Below are 24,942 nucleotides of genomic sequence, written 5' to 3' on the forward strand. Positions count from 1 at the left end.
AATGCGTTAAAACAAAGGACGTTAAAACATGAAATGGCGATTCAGAAAGAGCTTAACCAGCTTGTGAGTGCTAAATTTCTGAAGCTTTCTGACTCTGGTGTTGAATACTTGGCCTGATTTTTCTGGTTCTGCTGTTTGGAATCGGTGCTATCGCAGTGAATGCTGTTTCGAACTTTTTTACGGGAGCAGCCGCGCTGGCCGCTTAATACCCGATCACAACTCCCGGCGATTCTGCCAAGGCTTCTCGGGAGAACTCGTATTCCGGGCTACCGCAATGCGCTGGTTGGCCCGGCCGAGAATCTTTTTTTGCAGTTTCGTTTCCCAATCCAGTGCCACCTTGTCGGTTGCGTTCCAACTGCGGTTAAACAACAGTTTGCTGGCTGCAACAGCATCCGGAGACCGCTCCGTTAGTTCTCGGGCAAAGGTAAGAGCGTCAGCCATCGGGTCATCGCTGATTCGGGTAACCAGCCCCATCGCCTTTGCCTCGGTGCCATTGAAGCGACGCGCGGTCATGGTTAGCTCTTTGGCAAGATCGATAGGGATCAGTTCGCGCAGGGTCACCGCCAGGCTCATGTCTGGGATCAGTCCCCACTTACTCTCCATAACCGAGAACTCGCAGTCGGCGCTAGAGAATCGGAAATCGGCCCCCAATGCAATCTGCAAACCGCCGCCAAAGCAGTAACCGTGGGTAACGGCAATAACCGGCGCAGGCACGTCGCGCCAGAGGTATCCAATATCCTGGGCGAGATTACTGATCTTGCGCCCTGGCTTGAAAAGTAGTTTGAGGAAGTTCACCGGGTTTCGGGAAACGGTTTTTATGTCCAGGCCGGAGCAGAAAGCCTCGCCTGCGCCACACAGAATAATAACGCGCACGCTGCGGTCTTTTTTCAGCGTTTTGGCGGCTTTAGTAACGGCATCGAACATGGGCATGTCCAGACCGTTGTATTTGTCTGGTCTGTTCAAGGTTACCGTGGCAATCCCGTCCTCGATATCGATCAGTACCCGTTCCTGTTTTTGCGGCTGTGCTTTTGGTTGCTGTGCTTTTGGTTGCTCTACTTTTGGCTGCTCTAGTTCTGGCTGCTCTACTTCTGGAGAGAGGCGTGCGCTCATATCGTTGGTTCCGTTCGTTAGTAGCGTCATGCATTCGTCAACGCCACTATATTAGTCTGATGCTACGCTTGAGCAAGTCAAAGCGGAGCGGGCTATGGGGGTTGCCTGCACGCTTATGCGCTCAGACATATCAGCGACAAGTCTTTCTCCAGCCGGTAAGCGTCGAAATCCCGGGCCATAAATAGCGGCCCCCGATAGTGTTGCATGGCTTCGGCTGCCAATTGGTTGATGTTGGGTGTGACGCCCGGCGCGGACTGGTAGCGCGAGCTGAAGTGGGTAAGTACCAGGTTAGGCAACTGGGCCTGTTGAGCAAACCGGGCCACCTGTTCTGCGGAGCTGTGCTGTGGCCAGGGGCCGACCCGGTTGGATACGTCCTGAGTGTAGGTGGCTTCGTGAATCAGCGCATGGCTGCCCTTGCAGGCGTCGGTCAGTAGGCCGGGGTCGTCATTGTCACCGGCGACGATCAGGCGGCGGGCAACGCGGGGAATCTGTGTGTAATCGTCGCTTCTTAGCAAGCGGCCATCCTCCAGCGTTACGTCATTGCCTTTCTGCAACTCGCCCCAGCTGGGCCCGGGTGCGATGCCGTCCTCGTTCAGCTTGTCCTGCAACAGTTGTCGTTCTATGTTTCTTTCAGTGAACACGAAGGCGCGGCAAGGTACTCGATGGGACAGCGCTACGTTCGTCACCCCGAAGTCTTGATCCTGCCAGTAAAAATCCGCTGCTTCGGAATCGATGAAGTTCAGGGTATAGCCGAGGCTGGAGTCGCTGTTTTCGAGCGTCGCGTTGATGAAGTGTTGGGTCTGTACGGGGGCGATGATGTCCAGAGGTCCTGTGCGGCCGAGCATGGAGGCGCTGGTGAGCAGCCCCGGCAGGCCGAAGGTGTGGTCACCGTGGATATGGGTGATGAATATCGCCCGCAATTGCATCACCGAGTAGTGAGCGCGTAGCAGTTGGTGCTGGGTGCCTTCGCCACAGTCCACCAGGTACCAGGGTTTGTGGCCAGAGTGCGACAGGGCCAGGGCGGTTACGTTGCGTGAACGTGTCGGCGTTCCGCCAGACGTGCCCAGAAAGGTGAATTCCATCGTTCCTCATTTTCGTTCAGCTTTGGGTCAACGCGGCGCTGATCGTGCCGCTGTTTTGCAGGATTTCGCGTTCATCAAACTTCAGAAAAGCATCCAGGCGTTTCGCCCAGTCTTCCATCGTCATCGGTATTTTACGCTTAGCGCGGTCTTCTGCCAGCTCAAGATAGGCGTTGACTATTCTGCCCAGGGAATCCAATTCATCCTTGCTCAGGTGGTTTTCAGCGGCACCCACATCGGTTTTGAGTATTTTGTCTTCAGGCTGTTATTGGTAATCAGGATGCGCGTCTTTTGCGAGACAAGGACAAGGCGTGTGCCCGGTATCAGGTTTTAAAGGGAGACGTGCATTGAATCAGACAGGATTACTGACCGCGTAGAACGACGCCAAGGGGTTTGGTTTCATTACGCCGGAGGGCGGTGGTGAACGGGTCTTTGCTCATATCAGCACTTATGCGGGCCGGGGTCGCCCGGTTTCCAATCGCAAGGTGACGTACAGCGTTGGCAGCGACAATAAGGGGCGGCCAGGGGCAGTGCGTTTCCAATATGCGGGAGCAGCACAGATCGGCCCCGCATGGACGCAGGTGTCTGGGTAGCGGGTGCGGCTGGCCCGGTGCGCTGATGGCCCAGCAGATTTTTCGACATAAAACGCGGAAAGGCAGTTATCGGTTTGTGTTCTGGCTGGCGGTTCTGGCAAATGTGGGCGCCTTTGGTTGGCTACTTGTTGCTCCGGAGGCCATGAGTTTCAGGTAGGGGTTGGGCTTTGATTTGTCGACGGCGTTACCATTAACATTCTGATCAAAGCTGGACCAGCTTTGGGTGACACGAAGAGGCTATCACAGCTTGAAGTTTGTGCTCTCGAGGGTATGATATTGTCATACGAAACGCCTTGGAGTTTTGACACTTATGAGCATGCATCGCAAGACAATCACGTTGACAGAACAGCAAGACCATTGGGTCAAGGGCCAGATTAAGAGCGGAAATTTCGGCAACGACAGCGAGTACATTCGCGATCTCATTCGCCGCGATCAACAATCACAAGAACGTATTGCCACTCTACGTCAGGCCCTGAAAGATGGAGAGGCGAGTGGAGCTCCCAGGTCGCTCAACATGGCAGCCGTTAAAAAGGCAGCGCGTGCCAAATCAACGGTTGCAGAATGACTCTGACGCTAAGAGTCACGCCTCAGGCAGAATCAGATTTCGTCAGCATTTGGTTGTACACCGCCGATGCCTGGGGTGTGAAGCAAGCTGACGACTATCTTGATCAGCTTGAAACCGGGATGGGGCATTTAACAGTACACCCATCGCTGGGTGTTGATTGCAGTCATATTCTCCCCGGTTATCGAAAAATCCGAATTGAGCATCATGACGTTTTTTATCGGGTACTTGTTTCAGAAATTTTGGTGGTTCGTGTGCTTCATGAAGACATGGATGCCCCGTGCAGACTCCTGGATTAGTTTATAGCATGGGGTTGAGTTGAGGGGCCAGATTATTATGGAGGCAAAACGCAAGACCTGACCCTGAGGACACAAAAGCTCAAAGCGCGTCATCAAAAACGTCAGCAACCGGCGAAACCACTTGCCGTATGTGTGGCTGCGCCAGACCAGTCCGTTAATCACAAAGTCATAACGGATCAGGTTCGGTATGAGCAAAATTCTGGAGTAGACAATTGCGAATTCCAGACTGTTCTTCCGGTAAAGGCTGCCTGACGCTCCTGATCCGCTGCCGTGGTGAGCATTGCTAAGCTGAAAAAGACAGTTCATTACCCTTAATCGAACAGGCTCATACGCTTCATAACGTTATCGCGCTTGATTTTCCAGTGGAAGATCGCACCAGACACGTGCAGCACCACCAACGCTAAAATGATCCAGCCCAGCCATTCATGCAGCATATAGAGCAGCTCAGAGAGCGGTTCATCCTTGCCAATGAACCCAGGCAACTGCCAGAGGAAGAATTCCACCGGGAAGCCGCCGCTGGCTGTAGCTGCCCAGCCGATTAACGGCTGGGCAATTAGCGCTAAATAGAGCAGGTGATGGACGCTGCTACTGACGATTCTCTGAAAGGTATTCAGGGGCGGGACATGATCTGGCACCGCAAAGGCCAGGCGCGTAATAACACGCAGTATCATCAGCAGTAATATCAACACCCCTAGCGTCTTATGACCACCGTATAGCACGTTCGTCAGCGTTTGGCCCATCAGGTCGACGGCGCTGTCAAAACCGAGGAAGCCCAGGGTTAAGCCGCTGGCTAAGGAGAGCAACACCGTGCCAGCCACTAACCAGTGGAGTAGTCGGTGGGGATAAGCATAGCGATTCAGTGCTTGCATGTGGCGCTCCTGATAACCATTTATTTCACTGTAGTTTAGTCACTGAAACGGCTTTGCGCTGATTAAAACATCGCGAAAAGAAGGCTGGATTTATTTTTTGAGTAGATGCGGCCGCTTGCCTTTCACCTGCCAACGCCAGAGCCATTCCAGCGGGCCGTAGTTAAACAGCCTGAGCCAGATCGCACTGACGATCATCTGCGTCATAAAGAGCACGACGGAAAACAGCATTAACCCGGCGAGGGAAATGGTGGCAAACCGGCCGCCACCAAAACCGTAGAATATGCTGATGCACACCGCCGATTGCAGAACGTAGTTTGTCATTGCCATTCGGCCAACCGGAGCAAACGCCGAGCGAACTCCACGTGTGAAGATGCCGTTGCCGCGCCACCATAGCAACAGAATGGCTCCATAACCCATGGCAAGAAGTGGCGGGCTGGCGACATCTTCTGCAATTGCTATAAACCGTCCGGTCGTGGTTTCGGTTTGAACACCTGCACCAGCCATGGCAAGTGCAACACCCGCCCCAAGTCCGGCAGCGGCCACTGCCGCCAGCAGCTTGATATGCCCGGTATTGCTTTCAGCCAGGTGCAGCCGCGCCGCAGCGGCGCCGAGCAGGAACATCGCAAGCACGCGAAGTGGGCGTAAACCTTCCAGCCGATCCATCAGCACGCTGACACTCAGATAAGCATTGGCCCTGATAACCTCAAAATAACTGCTTCCGCTGAGAGCGGGAACGTTTTCCTGCAGCAGCCGAAGCGCCAGTTCTCCCCGGCCCGCCGGTAGCCCCAGTTGAGGCCCGAACCAGAGCGCAACCCCCACCGCTAGCAGCAGCCCAAAGGCCCAGATGACAAGAGCTCCCGGCCGTGCGTTTAGGAATGCCCCGAGAAATACCCCCATCACGGCGTAGAGCATCAGAATATCCCAAGGTGAAAACAATAAAGAATGGGCCGTACCGATAACCAGCAGCCCCAGCATGCGCCTGAGATGACAGCGCACGGGCCCCTGCTCGATCTTCTGGGCCAGCATCATAAAACTGTAGCCAAACAGCAGTGAGAACAGACTGAAGAATCTGGTGCGCACCAGGGTGTCCAGCCAAGTGCCTATGGATTGATCCCATTCGGACCAGGCCAGTGCCTGCCTCGTTTCCAATGCGACAAATCCCCAACCGGAAAACACCTGTACGTTGATCAGCAGAATGCCCAGGATTGCAAAACCTCGCAGAGCATCCAAGCTGTCAATCCGACCACCGGTTTGTGTCACTTCGTCCCTCCATGTGCGTATTTAATCAGTTAGACATTAGTGTTTTCAGGACTGGATAGCCATAGGCTGTAATGTCTTGTAATGGGCGTTTGATTGACAGTATGGAAAGCCAAAGCTCAGCATATACGCGATCGCGGTTTGCCGCCCCCTCAACAGGAGAGTCCATGAAACATCGGAAAACATTGACGCACTTGAGCGCAATGGTAGTTACCCTTTTTGCTTTCAGTTCCCTGGCGATGGCTCAGCGCGATGACTGGTCAGCATCGCTGAAAGAAGACATAGAAGGGATTGATGCGGCCTTTTCGGGGGAGCTTGGCGTGTACGTCAGGCACCTGTCTGATGATCAAACGGTCGCCCACAACACCGGGCAGGACTGGTATCTCGCCTCCACCGTAAAGATCCCGCTCGCAATCGCCTTGATGCAACGTGCGGAAAATGAGGGCCTGGATCTCGAGCAGAAGCTCACGCTCCGCGACTCGGATTATGTGGATGGCAGTGGCGATCTTTTGTGGGTAGGCCCCGGTGCCCAATACAGTCTGGAAGAGCTCAACAGACGTTCGATTGAAGACAGTGACAGCACTGCAACCGATATGCTGATGCGCTTTCTCGGCGAGGAGTCCTTCAATGAGCAAACGCAGGCAATGGCCCCTGAGGGCATGGGTCCCATCACTACTATTCTGCAGGTACGTTACGATGCTTACAGTGAAGTACACCCCAGTGTCTCCAAACTCAGCAATCGCGATTTCATCGAGCTGAAAATTGCAGACAGCTATCAGGCGCGATACACCATGTTGCTTGAAAAACTGTCCGTAACACCGGCAGAGGCAAAAGCGGAGGGTATTCACCAAGCTTTCGAGCGCTATTATGAGCGGGGCATCAATTCAGGCAGCCTTGAATCTTTCGGGCGGCTACTTGAGCAACTGGTGAAGGGCGAACTTTTGAATGAAGCCCACACTGAGCGTCTAATTGGTTATCTCTCAGAGATCACCACGGGCGATCACCGGATTGCGGGTGGGATGCCCAGGGGCGTTCGTTTCGCCCACAAGACCGGAACTCAGGTAGCCCGGTCTTGTGACATCGGTGTACTGAACCCGCAAACACCCGAGGATGCGTTGGTTGTGGCGGTTTGTGCCAAAGATTACGTTACGCTTCAAGATGCTGAAAAGGCCTATCAGGCCATCGGTAGAGCTCTGCAAAAGGCCGGGTTGCCGAGGCAGACCTGATGCACCCAAAGCACTAACGGGTTTTGGTGAAATAGGCTGTGCCGGAGCTCCAGCGGCTGTGACTTTGGTGCGCTTTCAGCTGAATTAATATTTATCCCAGCTACTCAGCTATTCACCCTGCAGGCGCCCAAAGGCCCTTTAACTGGCCAAGCAACGATGAGCTAATCCCTTGCTCGCCCAGGAAGCCCAAAACAATCGGTACAAATTGCTGAATCATGGCGCTGTTCATGCCCAGCGCCGAGAAGGTCGACTGCACTCCGCTCATGGACGAAATATTAGGCAGCAGGCTTTTGCCCAGACTGCTGCCTCCACCCAACAGGCTGGACAGGCCCGGGGCTTCGCTCGTGAGCGAGCTCATAGCGCCGGTGCCGAGCTGGTTTTGCGCCAGCTTTAATAATGCACCGGTACCACCAACCGCCTGAGCGTCGGTGACGCCGAGTTGACCCTTGAGCTGCCCCAGCAATTGCCGGGCTTCACCGCTGACTTCCGTTGATGAGAAAAGTGCTTGGGCTCCGCTGGATAAAGGGTCATTCAGGCTGAAAGCGCCAGCGGTCGGCGCCAGCAGATAGATGCTCGAAACAAGGAGGAATTGCTTGAGAATAGCGCTCATTGAGTTGCCCCGGGGCGTGTATGGTCGACGTGCTTCTCTGTTAGTGGGGGTGCCTGGCGCAAAATTAAAGCCCCGGGCTCTCGTTCGCTCCGGTGTTTACGGCCTTCATTTTACTGCACGGCTGGAACAGGCCGCCGCTGCCGTTGCCTGGATGCTGAACAATACCGACATCAGCTCGGTGGGGGCGCGACGGCAAGGTTGATAGAACACTACGAGGTTGAGAGAACGCTACGAGGTTGAGAGAACACTACGAGGTTGAGAGAAAACTACTAAGGTTGAGAGAACACTACTAGGTCGAGAGAACACTATGGACAGGGAAACGGGTGGTCCGAAGTACGATTCAAACCGGAGAAAGAATCCAGCGGCGTTCTTCCGTGAATTTTTGCGAAAACCCAGCCAGGTGGGCTCTGTTATCCCCAGTTCGCGATTCCTTGAGCAGCGGATCATCGAGGCATCGGACTTGTCCGCCGCCAGGCGGGTAGTGGAGCTTGGACCCGGCACCGGTGGAACCACGCGAGCGTTTCTGCGGCACCTGGGCCAGGATGCACAACTGCTTTCAATTGAGTTGAGCCCCTTTTTTCATGAACTGCTCGGCGAGATCGCAGACCCACGATTCACCCGCCACCTGGGCAGCGCTGAGGATCTCGCAGCTATTCTGGCGTTGCACCACATGGGCAAACCGGATGTGGTTATCTCTGGCATCCCCTTTTCGAAAATGCCGGAAGCCGTTGCTTGCCGGGTGGCTCAGGCGGTGAAGGGCAACCTGGCTGAGGGCGGGCGCTTCATTGCCTATCAGTTCCGTCGGGATGTAGCCCGGATTACCAACCCGATCATGGGAACACCTGTCAGCTGTACGCTGGAAATGCGGAATATCCCGCCGATGCGGGTTTTTCGTTGGTGTAAAAATTCCATTACCAACGACGCTGCAATTGCTGATACATCCGCCAGCCTATCCAGCCGGAGCCAAGTAAATACGGTATAGCTCCCAAAACCCACATAATTAACCCTGCCAGCTGCTGGTCCTGCAGGCTGCGCCCGGCTCCGTATAAAGGGCTCTGAGCGAAGGTGAGCATTGCCCCCAGAAAACCGGTATGCATCAGAGTTAACAGCAGTGCAAGCAAGGCCCAGCCCACGGTGCGCCGGGGGCATTTCAGTACCGACCACCAGAACAGGCCAGCGGTGGCCAGAAAACACCCGTGCTCTACCAGATGCCACCAGGGGTTCTCAAGGGCCAGACGGTAAAACTGAGGAATGTGCCAGAACCAGATCATCCCACCATGGATGTACGCCATATAAACCGGATGTTGAACCAGTTTAAGCATGGGCTGCCACAGGCGTGTCAGCAATCGCCCGCTCCCTGCAGCAAGTTGGGGCAGGGGCCTCGACAGTACCCACAAAGGCGCAATCACCACCATGAACATCATGTGCTGAATCATGTGGGCTGCGGCGCTGCTTTGTGCCCAATGGTCAAGCGGTCCCCATATGGTGAGAAAACTGACAACCATGGTGCTGTGAAAGCTCAGGGCTTGCGGCCAATGAGGCGCTACCCGCCGTGCACCTGTCACATACGCTAACCAGACAAGGCCGAAGATGCCTAGCCCGAGCACGGCTGTTAGCTGCTCTGCGCCTCCACTGGTTATTGGGCTATGGCCAAAGGCAGGTTCGCTCAGGCCAAGCAGCGCCGCACCGCGCCACGGCCCATTGCGCAGACTCAAACACACGGTGGCAGAAAGACACCTGGCATCGTCAGCATCAGCGATGCAAAGGCCGATACCAGATAGACTGAGGCAGATATTTTGCTGATAAATGGGTTCACGGCTTCAGCCCCGGCGATGTGCGGCGGTGATGAGGCCTTCCAGCATCCGTAGGCACACGCCAAAAGATAACCCGCCACGATGAACGCCAATATCAGCGAAGCTGCATTTACCCAGGTCCAGGCACCCGCTTCAGCATCCGGAGGTGCGAAGGCACAGGCGACCGACAAACCGCCATAGAGCAGCACGAACCAAAGCGCCCATATAATCAGCCCCAGCACCAGGTTTACCGGATGAAACGGTGAGGGCTTCATTGTGCCCCCCAGGCCATCGGCAACAACAAAAACACAGCGAAACTGAGCCAGAAAACGCCCAGGGTATACACCCAGAACGGCTGAATCACGCCATTCAGCCCGCCGCACACAAAGACCACCAGAAATCCGACGATCCACAGCATCGGCAGGTGAAACACCACTTTGCCCTGCCACAGTGTCGCCAGCCAGGCAAAAATTTGGATGGCCGTGGGAATCGCCACCAGCATGCTGGCCATCGAGAAGAAGGCCTGGGCCAGTTGCGGAATGTCCACAGTAAACATGTGATGAACCCAAAGGCCAAAGCTGATAAACCCCATCGTAATAATACCCAGCACAATCAGCAACTCGATGGCCGTCTGCATGGAAGGCGCGACGGTTGTGTCTGCTTGGAGTTGTTGTCTGACGTTTGCCAGCGCAGCGTCGACATCAATGTTACTGATCTTCATGGGTCTGAGTACCGTCGAGTGATTCATTATCATCGCACGACTTTTTCAGGTCGAATTTTTCGTCCTGAGCGCGGATTTGACGGGGTTTTTCAAATCGACGTCGCCCCGGGGATGGACAACAAAACGAAAGGGCCGTGAAGGGATCTTGGAGGCTTTGCGCGTCGCTTAATGGGTTTGCGTTGAGTGTGGCCTAAATTCATAAAATTGGGGCCAAAACCCTGTCAAGAACTTTTTTAGAAAATTTGAGCTGAATAGTTACTGATCTGCTTCCTGTCGGGTTTGGAAGGCATCACTGAATGCAGCAGCGAGTATCCCGGTTGGCATTGCGACAATACCGATGCCTGAAATAGCCGTGAGACTGGCAAAGAACTTACCAGCAGCGGTGATTGGTGTGACGTCTCCGTATCCCACGGTTGTTAAAGTAGCAACGCTCCACCAGAGAGCCCTTGGGATACTTCCAAAGTCTTCAGGTTGCAGCTCTGCCTCAAACAGATAAAGAAACGCGCTGGAGACGAGCAGCAGGATAAAGGCGATGGTCGCGCTCATGAGCAGCTCGAACTTGCGTCTGGCGGTAGCTTCCCAAAGCAGGTCCCAGGCCTGTGTGAAGCGACCGAGTCGAGATACTCGGAGAATCCTGAATATGCGGGTCAGCCTGAAGTAGAAGGCCAGAGAGTTAGAGACGAAAGGCGCAAGGAACGATAGCAGTGCCAGTAAATCGAAAATAGCCCATCCGGATTTCATGTAGCGGAGCCGCCCAAATGCCCCGGCGTACTTTGGGTTCTCGGAGGCAACGTATACCCGGAGGCCATACTCAATGACAAACAGTGCAAACAGAATGCGCTCTGATATCACAAAGAAGTATGGGTAAGCCTCTCTAATCGGACGCTCGGTCTCAATGACCGCCAGCAAGACCGAGACAATGATCAGTACGCATATTGCAAAGTTGAAGGGGGATAGCCCTTTTCTGTTCCAAGCTGTGGTGTCTACATACCTGTAGAGAAGCTGACGCATTGCTGTTCCTTTCGATGATTGCGCGTTTCCGTAGCCATAGAACCTCGCTGATACGGGCGCCAGTGAAGGAACAAAGCCATGGCGCCCAGCGTCTGATATTGGCTGTCGCTTGCTTAACCCTTTGTCTTTTAGGGAATCTAGTACTTTGGAGTATTGCGACTACCTGCTCTCTTGTGTATGCCTGAATAGGCCGTGATTCCGCAACACTTGCTTTGACGCTGATCCCCTTGGTTGGATCGCTGGACAGTATCTCCTCTTTCATTGCCAAACTGTAGACATTGGACAGGGCGATTAGACAGTTGTCATTGATGGATTTCGCAGCTAGTGCCCGCCCCTTAGGGTTTGCCCTTATGTCTCCCTGTTGGAGTGCTTCAGCGAATGCCCGGATATCTTGTCTGGTGACGACTGAAGCAGGCTTGGCTTTGAGGAAGTTGTACGCTCTCAAAATATACGTCCGCCAGCCGCCAGCTGTTCTCGGAGCGAGGTTCATGCCTTAAGCGTACCGGGTGAATAGTTCAGGGAGGTTTAAGGACTGGTCAATGTTGGCGGTTGTGTAACTTGGTGGCGACCAATCGGCATCACCGAATAGCTGAGCGTATGCAGCTCGATAGGCGGCCAGCTCCTGCTCAATCTCTGCTAAGGCGATGAGAACGCGACTTCTGTCTTCTTTGGGGTCTGGCGCTTTCAGTGAGCGCTTGATCTCTCGCTGGCCGATGATGGGGCGGAGGTCATCCGGTACGCGCTTGCGTATCCAGTAATTGGGACTATTGTTTCAACGGAATGGTGAGCACATTTTCAAACCCACAAAAAAATCTCGATGTACCAGTTTAATGTACCAGCGAGATGTTTAAGCTATTGAATATGGGGTAATTCGTTGATCTGATAGGCCATTCAATCAGAATGGTGCCGAGGAGAGGACTTGAACCTCCACGCCCTTGCGAGCACTAGCACCTGAAGCTAGCGTGTCTACCAATTTCACCACCTCGGCAGGTGATTCGCAGGATGTCTGATATTTGAAAATCAGAGTCTTCCGCCGCCAGTTAAAGTTGCCTTCAACCGATGGCGCGTACTTTAATGATTCGCCGAAAAGCTGTCAAACACTTTTTTGAAAAAGGCCGATATGTTTATTTACCTTCCTTGAAGCAGTAAAAAGAAAGGGCTACGAGTCTGTCCAAGTGTAAATACTGATGCGCTTTCTACCTGCTTTATAAAGCCTGCGTATCAGGCAGTTTCGGCGAACCAGCGTTATACTGTTATGCTAGCGCCCATTGACTCAATACAGTTGTGCCGCTGAGGCACAGATAGCAAACAAGGATCCGAATGGTTTCCAGTAAGAAGACATCCAACGACCCCCACGCCAACCGTGAGGCCCAGAATTACGACAACCCGATTCAGAGCCGCGAGTTCATTCTTGCGCATCTGAAAGATCGGGGTGCGCCGGCCACACACGAAACCCTGTGCGAAGAACTGGGGCAGTCGTCCGAAGAGAGTATTGAAGCCCTGCGCCGTCGCCTGATTGCGATGTGCCGCGACGGTCAGCTTATTTGCAACCGCCGCAACGCCTTTTTGCCCATCGAAGAAGCCGACCTGGTGACCGGCCGGGTGACTGGCCATAAAGATGGATTCGGTTTTTTAATTCCCGATGGCGACGGCACCGACCTGTTTTTGACCGCACGCCAGATGCGCCAGGTGTTTCACGGCGACCGTGTGGTTGCCCGGGTTGACAAAGTAGACGATCGCGGTCGCCGTGAGGGCGTGATTGTTGAGGTGTTGGAGCACCGCACCACGCAAACCGTCGGCCGTTTCTTTAAGGAAAGCGGCATTACCTTTGTGGTGCCTGAAAACGCCCGCATCAACCACGAAGTATTGATACCCGACGAGATGGCCGGTGCAGCACGTCATGGCCAGTACGTGGTGGTCGACATCATTCGCCAGCCCACCCTGCGCAGTCAGCCCACTGGGCGCGTCACCGAAATACTGGGTGAGCATATGGCTCCGGGCATGGAAATTGACGTGGCGATTCGTGCCTACGACATTCCCCATTCCTGGCCGGACGCGGTGGGTGAGCAAACCGCGGCCATTTCGGAACAGGTCACCGATGCTGACAAGCGCAATCGCGTGTGCATTCGCGAACTGCCGCTGGTGACCATTGACGGCGCAGATGCGCGGGATTTTGACGATGCCATTTATTGCGAACCGCGCCCGCGCGGCGGCTACCGCTTGCTGGTTGCCATTGCCGATGTGTCGCACTATGTGCGCCCGGGCTCAGCGCTGGATGACGAAGCGCTGAATCGCGGCACCTCAGTGTATTTCCCAGACCACGTAGTGCCCATGCTGCCGGAAAAGCTGTCCAACGGTTTGTGCTCACTGAACCCGGAAGTGGATCGCCTGTGCATGGTGGCGGATATGACCATTAGCGCCGCGGGCAACATCAGTAGCTACACCTTCTACCAGGCGGTAATGAACAGCCACGCGCGGCTGACTTATAACAAGGTCAGCGACATTCTGGAGCACCCCGAGTCCCCCCGTGGTATCGAGCTGAGCAACCAGTATTCCGCCGTATTGCCCGAGCTGCACAATTTGTACGGCCTGTATAAGCTGCTGCGCAAGGCGCGCACTGAGCGTGGTGCCATTGATTTTGAAACCACCGAAACCCGTATAGTATTTGATGCCGCACGCAAGATTGAAGAAATCGTGCCGGTGCAGCGCAACGACGCCCACAAGATTGTGGAAGAATGCATGCTGGCGACCAACGTGGCTACCGCGCGCTTTCTGAAAAAGCACAAAATGCCGGCGCTCTATCGAGTGCATGATGGTCCATCGGAAGAACGTCTTGGTTCCCTGCGGCTGTTTTTGGGCGAGTTAGGGTTGCAGCTTGGCGGTGGTGACAAGCCAACGTCGGCTGACTACCAGCAACTGCTGGGTTCCATTGGCGATCGGCCTGATGCTCAGGTGATTCAGACAGTCATGCTGCGCTCCTTGAGCCAGGCCGTTTACAGCCCTGAAGAAGCCGGCCACTTTGGCCTTGGGTATTCGAGCTACGCTCACTTTACCTCTCCGATTCGGCGGTATCCGGACCTGATCGTGCATCGGGCCATAAAGGCCTGCATTCACGCAGACCAGCCAACGAAAGATGTGATTGCGCCAGACCAGACAGACGCGGAACTGGCGAAATATCCGTACGATTACGCCCGTATGGAGAAGTTTGGTGAGCATGCGTCCATGGCCGAGCGCCGTGCTGACGATGCGACTCGCGACGTAATGGCCTGGTTGAAGTGCGAGTTCCTGAGTGACCATGTAGGTGAGGAATACGACGGCGTCATTGCGGCCGTTGTCGGTTTTGGCTTCTTTGTAGAGCTTGCGGACATCTATATTGAAGGTCTGGTGCACGTGTCGACGCTGAACGGCGATTACTTCCAGCACGATCATGCCAAGCACCGGTTGATCGGCGAGCGCACGGCCATCAGTTTCCGCCTGGGTGATGAAGTGCGTGTGAAAGTGATGCGCGTGGGTATGGAAGATCGCAAGATTGACCTGGAGCTGGTAAGCACGCCAAAGCGTCGCCAGGCCGACCGCGATGCGCTTGAAGTGAACGGCCGTGCCGGTCGCGATCCAGGTAAGAGCGGCAAAGGTGGCAAGAAAGACGGTAAAGCCAAAGGCGAGCGCGGTAAGCGCGGTGGCAAGTCGGACAAGCCAGCTGCGGGCCGCGGCTCCAGATCCGCAGGCCCGAAATCGGATCGGGCCAAGCCGGCCGCCGGCTCCGCCCGTGATCAACTGGCTGCCGATGCGGCTCGCGCTGCTGGCGGCAAACCCTCGGCAGGTAACGCCGATGCCAGCGGCGGCGAATTGCGCAAGCCACGCAAGCGCAGGTCCAAGAGCTAGCGAGCCCAGCTAACTTCTTATAGTCTTTCGCTGACCACCACCTTGCCGGCTTTAATGTGCGCGCAAGGCGGTGGTAGATTTACCAAAAATTTTTAGCAGGAAATACCGTCAGTGGCAGAGCAATTTGTATTTGGCTGGCATGCCGTTGAAGCTGTCTTGAAGCGTGAGCCCGAGCGGCTGCTGCAAGTGTGGATCCAAACCGGCCGCCAGGATAAGCGGGTAAAAAGCACCACCGAACTGCTGGATACCCTGGGTGTGCCTTGGGAAATTGTGCATCGCAAATTGTTAGACAGTCGCGTTGCCGGTGTTCATCAGGGCGTTGTTGCGTCGGTTAGCGAAAGCCGCGAGTGGAGTGAAGACGACTTGCTGGCGCTGCTGGCAAACTCTGAAAAGCCTCCGTTTCTGTTGATTCTTGACGGCGTTACCGACCCCCATAACCTGGGCGCGTGCATGCGCACCGCCGATGCCGTTGGCGTACAGGCAGTGATTGTGCCGAAAGACAAATCCGCCACCTTAACGCCGGTTGCCCGCAAGGTTGCCTGCGGTGCGGCGGAAACCGTACCGTTTGTGCGTGTGACCAATCTGGCCCGCCTGCTGCGCACCTTGCAAGAACAGGGTGTTTGGCTGGTTGGTACCGCGGGTGAAGCCACCACCACCTTGCACCAGGCCAACCTGACCGGCCCGCTGGCATTGGTGATGGGCGCTGAAGGTAAGGGCATGCGACGGTTAACCCGTGAACATTGTGATCAATTGATCAACATACCCATGGTGGGCGAGGTTGAAAGTCTGAACGTATCTGTTGCCAGTGGCGTGTGTCTTTATGAGGCCCTGCGTCAGCGTACTGCTAAGGGCTAGCCACGGTGGTTTATCAGTCCTTGCATACCGGGCGGCGCCCGCCTAGAATACATCACCCCTTTTTCGGGGCGGTTTTTTATTGCCTCAACAAAGGCAATGCATTACCTCGCCAGCGCCGGCAAACGTTTTTTCGATAAAGCGTTCCTTGCCTGGCAAAAAACGGCAGTTCTGCTGCCACCTCCTTGCTTTTATGCTGTGCGGCATCAGATGGCGTTTACGCCCGCCGCAGATCTAGAAGCTGTTCAATCCGTAGGGAGAATTCATGCGTCACTACGAAGTTGTATTTATGGTACACCCGGATCAAAGCGAGCAAGTGCCCGCTATGATCGAGCGTTATACCAGCCTCATCACTGAAGATGGTGGCCAGGTAGATCGCTTGGAAGATTGGGGCCGTCGTCACCTGGCATACCCGATCAACAAGATTCACAAAGCTCATTATGTGCTGATGAACATTCAATGTTCACAGACCGCGATGGACGAGCTGACTCATAACTTCCGTTTCAACGATGCCATCATGCGTGAGCTGATTCTGCGTCGTGATGAAGCTGTTACCGATATGTCTCCGATGAAAGCTGCCGAGTCTCGCGAAGACCGCCGCCCAAGTGGAGATGATCGTCCGCGCCGTTCAGCCGAATCTGACGAAAGCCAGAAAGCTGACGCCACAGACGAAGAAGAGTAATTAACCGGAGTTAAGGAGTTAAGTTATGGCTCGTTTTTTCAGACGTCGCAAGTTCTGCCGGTTCACGGCAGAAGGTGTTAAAGAGATCGATTACAAGGATCTGGACACCCTGAAAGGTTATGTCACTGAAACTGGCAAAATCGTGCCTAGCCGCATTACCGGCACCAAAGCACGTTATCAGCGTCAGCTGGCCACCGCTATCAAGCGCGCCCGCTTCCTGGCACTGCTGCCGTATTCGGACAGCCACGATAACTAAGAACAGATAAACAGGACTTGGGACCATGCGTGCACTGGCACAATTTGTAATGCGCGGTCCCCTGCAGGCCAGCGGGATAGCGGCTTTAACTACGGCTATACCTCTGCTTTTCTGGGTTGGTACAGCGGTTGTCGGGCTGGTTATATTACGGCTTGGCATTCGCCAGGGGCTGAACGTTGGCCTTTGGGCATTGCTGCCGGCATTGGGCTGGAGTTGGTTCGGGCAAGACCCCACCGCTCTGGCCGTGCTGCTGGAAGTGATGCTGATGACAGCTCTGTTGCGGGTGACTTCGTCGTGGGACAAAGCTCTGTGTGGTGGTACTTTTCTGGCGATTGTGATCGGATTGGTTCTGCCGCAGCTGTACCCTGGTCTGATGGACATTCTGGTGCAAACCGGAGTTCAGTTTTACCAGCAATACAACGCCGACGTAGCACAGTCGCTGGGTAACAACCTGGAATCTGTGATTCGGCAAACCATGAGCGCCAGTATGGCGGGTACCTATCTGGCTTTGGCCATAGGTATGACCCTGCTAGCCCGTGGTTGGCAGGCAGCACTGTATAACCCTGGCGGTTTGCGCACAGAGTTTCACGGGCTGCGCCTGTCGCCGGTATTTGCGGTTGTGTTTGCGGTCACCATGGTGATTGGCCCCGTGCTGGGGTTGAACACTGTGCTGCTGGCCTGGGCTGCGGGAACTCCGCTGTTTCTGGCCGGGCTGGCGCTGGTTCATGGTGTTGTCGCGCGTAAAAAGCTGAGCCGCCAATGGTTGGTGATGTTTTACGTTGCGCTGGTATTGCTGGGTCCAAGCCTGATGATTCTGTTAGTAGTTCTGGCTTTTGTGGATAGTTGGCTGAATATTCGGGGGCGAATCAACCCTCCCGGACCGGTCGCATAAAGCACGAAGAGGTTAACGAGATGGAAGTTATTCTGCTCGAAAAAGTTGCAAACCTGGGTACCCTGGGTGACAAGGTTAATGTGAAATCCGGTTACGGCCGCAATTTCCTGCTGCCTTATGGCAAAGCGGTTCCGGCCACTGAAGCCAATCTGAACGCGTTTGAAGAGCGTCGTGCCGAGCTTGAGAAAGCCGCAGCCGGAAAACTGACTGTTGCGCAAGCCCGCGCTGAAAAGCTTGCAGACGCATCTTTCACCATCAGCTCTAAAGCCGGTGATGAAGGCAAGCTGTTCGGTTCTATTGGTGTGCGCGACGTGGCTGATGCCATCACCGCCGCCGGTACCGATGTAGAAAAGAGCGAAGTTCTGCTGCCAGAAGGCCCGCTGCGGGCTGTTGGCGAGTACGAAGTTGAGCTTAAGCTGCACAGCGATGTGTACGTAACCGTTAAGCTGGCGGTTGTTGCCGAGTAACCGGCAGCAGTTCAGCATCAGGCGATAGCGGTCAGTTCTGATCTTTATTGCCGCACAGCAAGCCCGGAACAGTAGCAATACGGTTTCGGGCTTGCTGCTTTCTGGTATGCTGCAAAGCTCTGTTTCCTCTCCCATTGCCCCTGAGCATCCGTAAGCCGTACGCCAGAGCAGTGGTCAACTGAAGACGTGTTCATGGCAAAGCCGAATCTTAAGCCCGCAAACAGCGACCCGGAAACCAGCCGAATTAAAGTGCCGCCGCATTCGTTGGAAGCGGAGCAGGCTGTGCTGGGTGGTCTGATGCTGGACAACCGCCGCTTTGATGAAATTTCCGAGATGATTTCGGCGGTGGATTTTTACCGCCAGGATCATCGGCTTATTTTTGGCGCGGTGGAACGTCTGGCCAGTGAAAACGAGCCGCTAGACGTTGTTACCTTGGCCGAATTTCTGGAGCGGGCAGGGGATATCGAACACGCCGGTGGCCTGTCGTATCTGGCCGAGTTGGCGGAAAAAACCCCTGGCGCAGCGAACATCCGCGCCTACGCCGATATTGTTCGCGAACGTTCTATTTTGCGCCAGTTGGTGGAGGCATCGGGGAAAATTTCCGATTCGGCTTTCAATCCGTTGGGCCGCAACAGCAGTGAAATTCTGGACGAAGCCGAGCGCACGGTGTTCCAGATTGCCGAGTCGCGGGTTAAAGAAGGTTCAGGCCCTAAGGGCATTAATCCGATCCTGACGCAAACCCTGAGCCGCATTGAGGAGCTGTTCGAATCTGGCGAACAGACCACCGGCTTGACCACGGGTTTTCGTGATTTGGATGAGCGTACCTCGGGCATGCAGCCCTCAGACCTGATCATTGTTGCCGGGCGGCCGTCTATGGGTAAAACCACCTTGGCCATGAACATCGTTGAAAACGCCCTGATTTCAAGTGGTCTACCCGTATTGGTGTTCAGCATGGAGATGCCAGCGGATGCCCTGGCCATGCGTATGCTGTCATCGCTGGGGCGTATAGACCAAACCAAAGTGCGCAATGGCAAGCTTGAAGAAGACGACTGGCCGCGGTTAACCTCAGCGGTGAGCCTGCTGAAAGACAAACCTCTGTATATCGATGACACCCCCGGCCTTAGCCCGACCGAACTGCGCTCAAGGGCGCGGCGCATCGCGCGGGAAAATGGCGGAAAAATCGGGCTGATCATGGTGGATTACCTGCAGCTGATGCGGGTGCCTGGGAACACCGAAGGCCGCACCGCGGAAATCTCTGAAATTTCCCGCTCACTCAAAGGTATCGCCAAAGAGCTGAGCTGCCCGGTTGTTGCGTTGTCGCAGCTCAACCGAAGCCTGGAGCAACGCCCCAACAAACGGCCCATTAACTCGGATTTGCGTGAATCCGGGGCCATCGAGCAAGATGCAGACGTCATTATGTTTGTATACCGTGATGAGGTTTATAACGAAGATACGCCAGATAAAGGTGTGGCTGAAATTATTATCGGCAAGCAGCGTAATGGCCCTATTGGTACGATACGCCTGGCGTTTATTGGCAAATACACCAAATTTGAAGATCTTGCCCACGGTAATTATGGCGAGTATGGAGACGACTACTGATGCCAAGGGGTTCGTTTGCGCTGATAGACTCAAAAGCGCTGCTGCATAACTACCAGGTGGCCTGCCAGCGTTCCGGGCAATCCAGTGCCATGGCGGTGATTAAAGCCGATGGCTACGGCCACGGCATTGCCGGGGTTGCGGTCGCCCTGGCGGCGGTGGCGCCCAAATTTGCGGTGGCGTGTATTGAAGAAGCTATCGCCATTCGTAACGCGGGCTTGGGCCAGCAGCCTGTTGCGCTGTTGCAGGGGGTTCACAGCGAGCAGGATCTGGCGACCTGCACAAAGCATAACTTTGAACCGGTGCTGCACTGCGACGATCAGCTGCAGTGGCTTGTGCGAGCGCCATCCGCGCCGGGCATCTGGCTGAAAGTAAATACCGGGATGAACCGCCTGGGTTTTCATCCCGAGGAGCTGGGCCAGGTGATGGCCACGCTTGCGCATCACCAGCTGACGCCAAAGGTGATAGGTTTTGTGACCCATTTTGCCTGTGCCGATGACAACCGCAGCACCATGACGCAGCAGCAGACCGAACGTTTCGAGCAGGCGACCGCGCCTTGGCCCGAGTTGCAGCGCAGCGTTGCCAATTCGGCGGCGTTGTTCAGGCCGGGCCAAAAGCTGTTTGGCTGGAGCCGCCCGGGCATCATGTTGTACGGCGCGTCGCCCATTGTTGACACGCCGGCTGCGGAGCTGGGGTTAAAGCCGGTAATGACGTTACAGGCGCCGCTGATCAGTACCCGCCTGTTGCAGCCTGGCGACAGCGTGGGTTACGGCGCAAGTTGGGTTGCGAACAAACCCACGCGCATGGGCATTGTCGCCTTGGGCTATGGCGATGGTTACCCTCGCCATGCGGGCACGGGTACCCCTGCTGCTATCCATGGCCAGCGCATACAGCTTATCGGCCGGGTGTCGATGGACATGCTGGCGGTAGATCTGAGCGCTGCTCCCGCGGCGCACGTTGGCGACCCGGTAGAGCTGTGGGGTGCTACGGTGCCGGTAGACGACGTGGCCGGCCACGCCGGCACAATTGGTTACGAGTTGCTGACGGGCGTTACAGCCCGGGTACCCCGGCGCTGGTGTTAGGCTTATATGAACAGAATTGGAGGTAAAGAAGACCCGTGCATGTTCTGGTAGTTCACGATTACGGTCCCTTGGGTAGAGTATTGCTGGAGCAGCTGCGCGCCACGTCTTTACAGGTTAGCCCTTTGCTGGTGAGTAACACGGCCAGCGTGGATCTGGCGGCCCTGGAAAGCTGGATTCCGGCGGACACAGACCTGATTGTCAATGCGCTGTGGCTGGCCGATCCGGAAGCCGCCCAGGAACACCCTGATGACGTCAAGCGTGCGGCTTTGTCGCTGCCTCTGGCGTTAGGCGAGTTTGCCCGCGGTCGCAATATCGCGATGCTGCAATTGTCCACCTGCTATATTTTTGATGGCCGCAAACAGACGGCTTACATTGCCTCGAACCCCGGGCAGCCGGTAAATCAGCTGGGTGTCTGGCAGTGGGAGTGCGAGCAGGGCCTGCGTGGTTTGTTAACCCGCCACATTATTTTGCGAACAGGATGGAGCCTTGGGCGCTTTATACGCAAGGTTCAGGCCAGCACAGCCGCCGGCACGCGCTTGTCGTTGCCCGGCCGCTGCGTTGGCCAGCCGTTGGCTGTAACAGATTTGGCGCGGGTTATGCGCGCTATTATTCAGCAGCTCGATTGCGGGGCTGAAGTGTGGGGCACCTATCAGTACGCCGGTTCTGAGGGTATTAGCTTGTATGAACTGGGCTTGGCCATCGCCGGCTTGCCGGGTATTCCCGAGGATTTGCATCTGGTGGATGAAGTAAGCGGATGGGGTCAGTTGGAGCCGGTGAACACACGTTTGGTGTGTACAAAAATCCGTAACACCTTTGGTATCAAACAGGTCCCGTGGCGCGTGGGGCTGACAGATGAGCTGACTCTGTTAAAAGGGCCAGACCCGGGCAAGCCAGCCAGCTCATAAATCGCTTTTTTAGCGACAGCCTTGGCGGGCAAAATCGCGGGTGACCAGTTGTAGGGCTTCCACGTCAAGCAGTTCGACTTCACGGCCACGAGCTTTGATGATGCCCTGATTCTGGAAGCGGGTGAATACCCGGCTAACCGTTTCTACCGCCAGTCCCAAAAAGTTTGCGATATCGTTGCGCGCCATCGGCAGGCTGAAATTCGTGGGCGACATGCGCCTGCGCTGAAAGCGGCTGGACAGCGACAACAACAGAGCGGCAATTCGCTCCTCCGCGGTGTTCTTGCTCAGCAACATAGCCAGTTGGTGACTGTTTTGTATCTCCTGGCTCATCAGGTGGTACATGTGGTGCTGAAGCTCAGGCAACTTGCGCGTAAGCTGTTCCAGTTTTTCTATTGGAAATTCGCATACGCTGGTGCGCTCAAGCGCTTTGGCGGTGCAGGCGTAGTTGTCGGTTGCCATGCTGTCGAGCCCGATCAGCTCGCCAGGCATGAAAAAACCGGTAACCTGCTCATCGCCGCCTTCGGTAATAATCGAGGTTTTTACCGACCCGCTACGCACCGCAAAGCACGACTTAAAAGGCGTGCTTTGGTCAAAAATATGTTCACCCCGATTGAAGATTTTGCCCTGCAGAACAATGTCTTCAAAGCGCTCCAAGTCATTCTCTTCCACTGCAAGAGGCAGGCAAAGATTACTCAGGCTACACTTGTTACATGTAGCCTTGAGCGATGACGCAACCTGGTGGAGTCGAATTGCTTGGTTCATAGCAGATAGCCCGTCAGATTTGATCCATGTCAACCGACACTGTAGTACGGATCAACCCATTTGCCAATGGCGTTTCTAGCCGGCCTTCCCTACAGACGCTCAAATATCAGCGATGCATTGGTGCCGCCGAAGCCAAAGCTGTTGGACATTACAGCGTTGAGGGTGGCTTCTTGCCCCGCTGGGCCCACAATGGGCAGATCAGCAATGGCCGCATCCACCTCATGCAGGTTGGCGGTTCCGGCGATAAAGCCGTTTTGCATCATCAGCAGCGAGTAGATAGCTTCCTGCACACCGGCCGCACCCAATGAATGTCCAGATAGCGATTTGGTGGAAGAGATAGGCGGTATGTTGTCGCCGAAGGTCGTGCGAACCGCGCCCATTTCCGCAAGATCGCCAACCGGAGTGCTGGTGCCGTGGGCGTTGATGTAGTCAACTTTGCCATGCATGGTCGCCATGGCCTGCTTCATGCAGCGCTGGGCACCCTCACCGGATGGTGCAACCATGTCGTAACCGTCTGAAGTAGCACCGTAACCAGTCAGCTCGGCAATAATGTTGGCGCCGCGCTTGCGGGCGTGCTCCAGTTCTTCCAGTACCAGCATACCGCCGCCACCGGCAATCACAAAACCGTCACGTTTGTTATCAAACGGCCGTGACGCGGTTTCCGGTGCATCGTTGTATTTGGTAGACAGGGCGCCCATGGCATCAAACATCATGGTCAGGCTCCAGTCTTCTTCTTCACCGCCGCCGGCAAACACAATGTCTTGCTTGCCCATCTGGATTTGCTCCATTGCCTGGCCAATACAGTGTGCGCTGGTGGCGCAGGCCGACGATATGGAATAGTTCACGCCGCGAATCTTGAAGGCGGTCGCCAGGCACGCAGAAACAGTGCTGGCCATAATGCGCGGTACCATATAAGGCCCAATGCGCTTCACGCCTTTTGCACGCAGAATATCAACGGCTTCCGCCTGGCTTGAACAAGACGCGCCGCCCGAGCCTGCAATCAGCCCGGTGCGATCGTTTGACACCATGTCGTCGGTCAAGCCGGCCTGGGCAATGGCCTGCTGCATCGACAAGTAGCTGTACATGGCCGAGTCAGCCATAAAACGACGTACTTTTCGGTCAATTACCGAGGTGTCGACATCCGGTGCGCCGCAAATCTGGCTGCGGAACCCCAGTTCTTTATAGGTTTCACTGAAGCGGATGCCGGATTTTCCCGTTTTCAGGCTGTTGGTAACTTCTTCCAGGCTGTTGCCCAGGCAGGAAATAATTCCCATTCCGGTGACGACGACACGTCTCATAATTCTCTCCTTACCGGCGCCAGGAACAGGCGCTTGTGTTGCGTTATATAAGTGTGATGGTAAAGCTTTTCATCAGTATAGGGTATATGACCTTGGTTCAGGCGTAGATGCAAATACGACACTAACGTTTGCGGTTGCGTCGAGTTTTCGCTTTCTTTTTAGCGTCTGCGATAACTTTTTCTGCGTCCAGTGCAGCTTGAACTTCGGCTTCAGCCAGAGCAATTTCGGTTTCGTGCTGGATCAAGCGCGGTGTTTCCAGTGAAATGCGCCCCAGAGTGCCAGCGCGGAATTCGTTCAGCAACACCTCCGACACTTTGTGTAAGTCCGGTATGCCGCCGCGCCCAAAAAAACGGCGCCTGGCTGCAATGGCGTCCATTGCAGCTAAGCCGTCAACCGGCAGCGGGTCCAGCCCGTAACGGCTGGTCAGGAAATCCGGGTAATGAGCCAGCAAATACTCGGCGGCAAACAGTGCAACGTCTTCAAAATCCAGTACGGCGCTGCGAATAGCGCCGGTAACCGCCAGGCGATAGCCACAGGCCGCCGGTGAAAGCTTGGGCCACAAAAAGCCGGGGGTGTCGTAGAGCAAAATGTTGTTCGGCAGTTTGATCGCTTGCTGAGCTCGGGTGACGGCCGGCTCGTTGCCGGTTTTTGCGGCAGGTCGTCCGGCCAGGGTATTAATCAAGGTCGATTTGCCGACGTTAGGAATGCCCAGAATCATTACCCGCAGCGCGCTTTTCTGGCGATCGTGATTCGGCGTTAGCTGTTCTGCCAAGGTAAGAATGTCCAGTGCTTCGCCGCGCTGGTTGTGGGTCAGGGTAATGGTTTTTACACCACGCTCCCGTTCTAGCCAGCTTTGCCACTGCCCTGTCACATCGGGGTCGGCCAGGTCGCGTTTGTTAAGCACTTTGATCAACGGCGTATCACCGCGCAGTTCAGGCACCAGCGGGTTTTCGCTGCTGAAAGGAATGCGGGCGTCCACCACCTCGATGATCAGGTCCATCTTCGGCATGACTTCTTTGATCTCCTTGCGGGCTTTGTGCATGTGCCCTGGAAACCAGTTAATCGCCATTGTGCTACTCCCGCTGCCCGTAAGAGCGCTGAATTCTAAAACGCCGAATTCAAAACGCGCTGGCCAGTG

28 protein-coding genes, 1 tRNA gene and 1 pseudogene are annotated in these 24,942 nt (G+C 55.2%); 15 read left to right on the top strand and 15 right to left on the bottom strand.

What is annotated here, in order from left to right:
* Window positions 1-213: 213 nt before the first annotated feature.
* The 3 genes from ATG98_RS12340 to rhuM all read right to left on the bottom strand — a co-directional run bounded on the left by ATG98_RS12340 (window position 214) and on the right by rhuM (window position 2,424).
* A complete protein-coding gene (locus tag ATG98_RS12340; RefSeq protein WP_228706119.1) occupies window positions 214-1,110 on the bottom strand; it encodes a crotonase/enoyl-CoA hydratase family protein in 897 nt (298 codons plus the stop codon).
* A gap of 113 nt (window positions 1,111-1,223) precedes the next feature.
* Window positions 1,224-2,192: a ribonuclease Z gene (locus tag ATG98_RS12345; protein ID WP_098423305.1), complete on the bottom strand. Its 969-nt coding sequence runs from the start codon at window positions 2,190-2,192 to the stop codon at window positions 1,224-1,226.
* A 16-nt stretch (window positions 2,193-2,208) separates the two neighbouring features.
* Window positions 2,209-2,424 carry a RhuM family protein gene (rhuM, locus tag ATG98_RS12350; protein WP_267283837.1) on the bottom strand — a complete coding sequence of 72 codons (216 nt, stop codon included), beginning with the start codon at window positions 2,422-2,424 and terminating at the stop codon, window positions 2,209-2,211.
* Between the two features lie 166 nt (window positions 2,425-2,590).
* On the opposite strand from rhuM, the pseudogene ATG98_RS22850 reads away from it, so the two are divergent.
* From ATG98_RS22850 to ATG98_RS12370, 3 genes and pseudogenes are all read left to right on the top strand, one after another.
* Window positions 2,591-2,939: pseudogene (locus ATG98_RS22850) on the top strand (DUF1294 domain-containing protein).
* Window positions 2,940-3,092: 153 nt separating this feature from the next.
* Window positions 3,093-3,347, top strand: a complete 255-nt coding sequence (locus tag ATG98_RS12365; protein WP_098421363.1) for a type II toxin-antitoxin system ParD family antitoxin — start codon at window positions 3,093-3,095, stop codon at window positions 3,345-3,347.
* A complete protein-coding gene (locus ATG98_RS12370; RefSeq protein WP_098421364.1) occupies window positions 3,344-3,643 on the top strand; it encodes a type II toxin-antitoxin system RelE/ParE family toxin in 300 nt (99 codons plus the stop codon). The genes ATG98_RS12365 and ATG98_RS12370 overlap by 4 nt, the downstream gene beginning before the upstream one ends.
* A 311-nt stretch (window positions 3,644-3,954) precedes the next feature.
* Here ATG98_RS12370 and ATG98_RS12375 read toward each other — a convergent pair whose 3' ends face one another.
* Both ATG98_RS12375 and ATG98_RS12380 read right to left on the bottom strand, forming a co-directional pair.
* On the bottom strand, window positions 3,955-4,512 hold the full coding sequence (locus tag ATG98_RS12375; RefSeq protein ID WP_098421365.1) for a cytochrome b: 558 nt from the start codon (window positions 4,510-4,512) through the stop codon (window positions 3,955-3,957).
* Between the two features lie 90 nt (window positions 4,513-4,602).
* A complete protein-coding gene (locus ATG98_RS12380) occupies window positions 4,603-5,772 on the bottom strand; it encodes a DUF418 domain-containing protein (RefSeq protein ID WP_098423311.1) in 1,170 nt (389 codons plus the stop codon).
* 164 nt (window positions 5,773-5,936) lie between these two features.
* Here ATG98_RS12380 and ATG98_RS12385 point away from each other — a divergent pair, with 164 nt between their 5' ends.
* Window positions 5,937-6,995 (top strand): serine hydrolase, encoded by a 1,059-nt coding sequence (locus ATG98_RS12385; RefSeq protein WP_098423313.1) that lies wholly within the window; start codon window positions 5,937-5,939, stop codon window positions 6,993-6,995.
* A 112-nt stretch (window positions 6,996-7,107) separates the two neighbouring features.
* On the opposite strand, the gene ATG98_RS12390 is transcribed toward ATG98_RS12385, so the two are convergent.
* Entirely contained in the window at window positions 7,108-7,605 is a 498-nt protein-coding gene (locus tag ATG98_RS12390; RefSeq protein WP_098423315.1) for a DUF2780 domain-containing protein, read from the bottom strand.
* Here ATG98_RS12390 and ATG98_RS21545 point away from each other — a divergent pair.
* Window positions 7,589-7,807, top strand: a complete 219-nt coding sequence (locus ATG98_RS21545; RefSeq protein WP_143751469.1) for a hypothetical protein — start codon at window positions 7,589-7,591, stop codon at window positions 7,805-7,807. The two genes, ATG98_RS12390 and ATG98_RS21545, sit on opposite strands and share 17 nt — an antisense overlap.
* A gap of 105 nt (window positions 7,808-7,912) precedes the next feature.
* On the top strand, window positions 7,913-8,587 hold the full coding sequence (locus ATG98_RS12395) for a class I SAM-dependent methyltransferase (protein ID WP_179888142.1): 675 nt from the start codon (window positions 7,913-7,915) through the stop codon (window positions 8,585-8,587).
* On the opposite strand, the gene ATG98_RS12400 is transcribed toward ATG98_RS12395, so the two are convergent.
* The 6 genes from ATG98_RS12400 to ATG98_RS12420 all read right to left on the bottom strand — a co-directional run bounded on the left by ATG98_RS12400 (window position 8,517) and on the right by ATG98_RS12420 (window position 12,118).
* Complete coding sequence (locus ATG98_RS12400) at window positions 8,517-9,320, bottom strand: cytochrome c oxidase assembly protein (RefSeq protein ID WP_228706120.1); 804 nt, start codon at window positions 9,318-9,320, stop codon at window positions 8,517-8,519. The two genes, ATG98_RS12395 and ATG98_RS12400, sit on opposite strands and share 71 nt — an antisense overlap.
* On the bottom strand, window positions 9,317-9,673 hold the full coding sequence (locus ATG98_RS12405; RefSeq protein ID WP_098423318.1) for a hypothetical protein: 357 nt from the start codon (window positions 9,671-9,673) through the stop codon (window positions 9,317-9,319). The genes ATG98_RS12400 and ATG98_RS12405 overlap by 4 nt, the downstream gene beginning before the upstream one ends.
* A complete protein-coding gene (locus ATG98_RS22975) occupies window positions 9,670-10,119 on the bottom strand; it encodes a cbb3-type cytochrome c oxidase subunit I (protein ID WP_416376575.1) in 450 nt (149 codons plus the stop codon). The genes ATG98_RS12405 and ATG98_RS22975 overlap by 4 nt, the downstream gene beginning before the upstream one ends.
* Before the next feature lie 255 nt (window positions 10,120-10,374).
* Complete coding sequence (locus ATG98_RS12415) at window positions 10,375-11,130, bottom strand: ion transporter (protein ID WP_098421370.1); 756 nt, start codon at window positions 11,128-11,130, stop codon at window positions 10,375-10,377.
* 493 nt (window positions 11,131-11,623) lie between these two features.
* Complete coding sequence (locus ATG98_RS22980; protein ID WP_416376597.1) at window positions 11,624-11,881, bottom strand: DUF6538 domain-containing protein; 258 nt, start codon at window positions 11,879-11,881, stop codon at window positions 11,624-11,626.
* 150 nt (window positions 11,882-12,031) lie between these two features.
* Window positions 12,032-12,118 (bottom strand) — tRNA-Leu (locus tag ATG98_RS12420).
* A 332-nt stretch (window positions 12,119-12,450) separates the two neighbouring features.
* On the opposite strand from ATG98_RS12420, the gene rnr reads away from it, so the two are divergent.
* The 9 genes from rnr (at window position 12,451) to ATG98_RS12465 (ending at window position 21,744) form a co-directional block, all read left to right on the top strand.
* Complete coding sequence (gene rnr, locus ATG98_RS12425; RefSeq protein WP_098423320.1) at window positions 12,451-15,012, top strand: ribonuclease R; 2,562 nt, start codon at window positions 12,451-12,453, stop codon at window positions 15,010-15,012.
* 111 nt (window positions 15,013-15,123) lie between these two features.
* A complete protein-coding gene (gene rlmB / locus ATG98_RS12430; RefSeq protein ID WP_098423322.1) occupies window positions 15,124-15,867 on the top strand; it encodes a 23S rRNA (guanosine(2251)-2'-O)-methyltransferase RlmB in 744 nt (247 codons plus the stop codon).
* A gap of 262 nt (window positions 15,868-16,129) precedes the next feature.
* Window positions 16,130-16,546 (top strand): 30S ribosomal protein S6, encoded by a 417-nt coding sequence (gene rpsF, locus ATG98_RS12435; protein ID WP_098421373.1) that lies wholly within the window; start codon window positions 16,130-16,132, stop codon window positions 16,544-16,546.
* 25 nt (window positions 16,547-16,571) lie between these two features.
* Window positions 16,572-16,802, top strand: a complete 231-nt coding sequence (gene rpsR, locus ATG98_RS12440) for a 30S ribosomal protein S18 (protein WP_007348899.1) — start codon at window positions 16,572-16,574, stop codon at window positions 16,800-16,802.
* A 25-nt stretch (window positions 16,803-16,827) separates the two neighbouring features.
* Entirely contained in the window at window positions 16,828-17,694 is an 867-nt protein-coding gene (locus tag ATG98_RS12445; RefSeq protein ID WP_098423324.1) for a hypothetical protein, read from the top strand.
* Window positions 17,695-17,714: 20 nt separating this feature from the next.
* Window positions 17,715-18,161, top strand: a complete 447-nt coding sequence (gene rplI, locus ATG98_RS12450; protein ID WP_098421375.1) for a 50S ribosomal protein L9 — start codon at window positions 17,715-17,717, stop codon at window positions 18,159-18,161.
* 192 nt (window positions 18,162-18,353) lie between these two features.
* Complete coding sequence (dnaB, locus tag ATG98_RS12455; protein ID WP_018404828.1) at window positions 18,354-19,760, top strand: replicative DNA helicase; 1,407 nt, start codon at window positions 18,354-18,356, stop codon at window positions 19,758-19,760.
* Window positions 19,760-20,839 carry an alanine racemase gene (alr, locus tag ATG98_RS12460; protein ID WP_098421376.1) on the top strand — a complete coding sequence of 360 codons (1,080 nt, stop codon included), beginning with the start codon at window positions 19,760-19,762 and terminating at the stop codon, window positions 20,837-20,839. The genes dnaB and alr overlap by 1 nt, the downstream gene beginning before the upstream one ends.
* Before the next feature lie 35 nt (window positions 20,840-20,874).
* The gene (locus ATG98_RS12465; protein WP_098421377.1) at window positions 20,875-21,744 is read left to right on the top strand and encodes an SDR family oxidoreductase; all 870 of its coding nucleotides are present in this window, start codon (window positions 20,875-20,877) and stop codon (window positions 21,742-21,744) included.
* 9 nt (window positions 21,745-21,753) lie between these two features.
* Here the strand turns inward: ATG98_RS12465 and fnr are convergent, their stop codons facing one another.
* From fnr to ylqF, 3 genes are all read right to left on the bottom strand, one after another.
* A complete protein-coding gene (gene fnr / locus ATG98_RS12470) occupies window positions 21,754-22,506 on the bottom strand; it encodes a fumarate/nitrate reduction transcriptional regulator Fnr (protein WP_098421378.1) in 753 nt (250 codons plus the stop codon).
* Between the two features lie 89 nt (window positions 22,507-22,595).
* A complete protein-coding gene (gene fabB / locus ATG98_RS12475; RefSeq protein WP_098423326.1) occupies window positions 22,596-23,804 on the bottom strand; it encodes a beta-ketoacyl-ACP synthase I in 1,209 nt (402 codons plus the stop codon).
* Window positions 23,805-23,925: 121 nt separating this feature from the next.
* A complete protein-coding gene (ylqF, locus tag ATG98_RS12480; RefSeq protein WP_098421380.1) occupies window positions 23,926-24,873 on the bottom strand; it encodes a ribosome biogenesis GTPase YlqF in 948 nt (315 codons plus the stop codon).
* Window positions 24,874-24,942 lie beyond the last annotated feature (69 nt).

The organism is Marinobacter sp. LV10R520-4 (genome assembly GCF_002563815.1).
GTDB lineage: Bacteria > Pseudomonadota > Gammaproteobacteria > Pseudomonadales > Oleiphilaceae > Marinobacter.

What these genes read in the sequence shown, in the direction of transcription:
- ATG98_RS12340 (WP_228706119.1), bottom strand. Translation starts at nt 1,110, where the DNA reads ATGAGCGCACGCCTCTCTCCAGAAGTAGAGCAGCCAGAACTAGAGCAG.
- ATG98_RS12345 (WP_098423305.1), bottom strand. Translation starts at nt 2,192, where the DNA reads ATGGAATTCACCTTTCTGGGCACGTCTGGCGGAACGCCGACACGTTCA.
- ATG98_RS12365 (WP_098421363.1), top strand. Translation starts at nt 3,093, where the DNA reads ATGAGCATGCATCGCAAGACAATCACGTTGACAGAACAGCAAGACCAT.
- ATG98_RS12370 (WP_098421364.1), top strand. Translation starts at nt 3,344, where the DNA reads ATGACTCTGACGCTAAGAGTCACGCCTCAGGCAGAATCAGATTTCGTC.
- ATG98_RS12375 (WP_098421365.1), bottom strand. Translation starts at nt 4,512, where the DNA reads ATGCAAGCACTGAATCGCTATGCTTATCCCCACCGACTACTCCACTGG.
- ATG98_RS12385 (WP_098423313.1), top strand. Translation starts at nt 5,937, where the DNA reads ATGAAACATCGGAAAACATTGACGCACTTGAGCGCAATGGTAGTTACC.
- ATG98_RS12390 (WP_098423315.1), bottom strand. Translation starts at nt 7,605, where the DNA reads ATGAGCGCTATTCTCAAGCAATTCCTCCTTGTTTCGAGCATCTATCTG.
- ATG98_RS12395 (WP_179888142.1), top strand. Translation starts at nt 7,913, where the DNA reads ATGGACAGGGAAACGGGTGGTCCGAAGTACGATTCAAACCGGAGAAAG.
- ATG98_RS12405 (WP_098423318.1), bottom strand. Translation starts at nt 9,673, where the DNA reads ATGAAGCCCTCACCGTTTCATCCGGTAAACCTGGTGCTGGGGCTGATT.
- ATG98_RS22975 (WP_416376575.1), bottom strand. Translation starts at nt 10,119, where the DNA reads ATGAAGATCAGTAACATTGATGTCGACGCTGCGCTGGCAAACGTCAGA.
- ATG98_RS12415 (WP_098421370.1), bottom strand. Translation starts at nt 11,130, where the DNA reads ATGCGTCAGCTTCTCTACAGGTATGTAGACACCACAGCTTGGAACAGA.
- rnr (WP_098423320.1), top strand. Translation starts at nt 12,451, where the DNA reads ATGGTTTCCAGTAAGAAGACATCCAACGACCCCCACGCCAACCGTGAG.
- rpsF (WP_098421373.1), top strand. Translation starts at nt 16,130, where the DNA reads ATGCGTCACTACGAAGTTGTATTTATGGTACACCCGGATCAAAGCGAG.
- rpsR (WP_007348899.1), top strand. Translation starts at nt 16,572, where the DNA reads ATGGCTCGTTTTTTCAGACGTCGCAAGTTCTGCCGGTTCACGGCAGAA.
- ATG98_RS12445 (WP_098423324.1), top strand. Translation starts at nt 16,828, where the DNA reads ATGCGTGCACTGGCACAATTTGTAATGCGCGGTCCCCTGCAGGCCAGC.
- rplI (WP_098421375.1), top strand. Translation starts at nt 17,715, where the DNA reads ATGGAAGTTATTCTGCTCGAAAAAGTTGCAAACCTGGGTACCCTGGGT.
- dnaB (WP_018404828.1), top strand. Translation starts at nt 18,354, where the DNA reads ATGGCAAAGCCGAATCTTAAGCCCGCAAACAGCGACCCGGAAACCAGC.
- alr (WP_098421376.1), top strand. Translation starts at nt 19,760, where the DNA reads ATGCCAAGGGGTTCGTTTGCGCTGATAGACTCAAAAGCGCTGCTGCAT.
- fnr (WP_098421378.1), bottom strand. Translation starts at nt 22,506, where the DNA reads ATGAACCAAGCAATTCGACTCCACCAGGTTGCGTCATCGCTCAAGGCT.
- fabB (WP_098423326.1), bottom strand. Translation starts at nt 23,804, where the DNA reads ATGAGACGTGTCGTCGTCACCGGAATGGGAATTATTTCCTGCCTGGGC.
- ylqF (WP_098421380.1), bottom strand. Translation starts at nt 24,873, where the DNA reads ATGGCGATTAACTGGTTTCCAGGGCACATGCACAAAGCCCGCAAGGAG.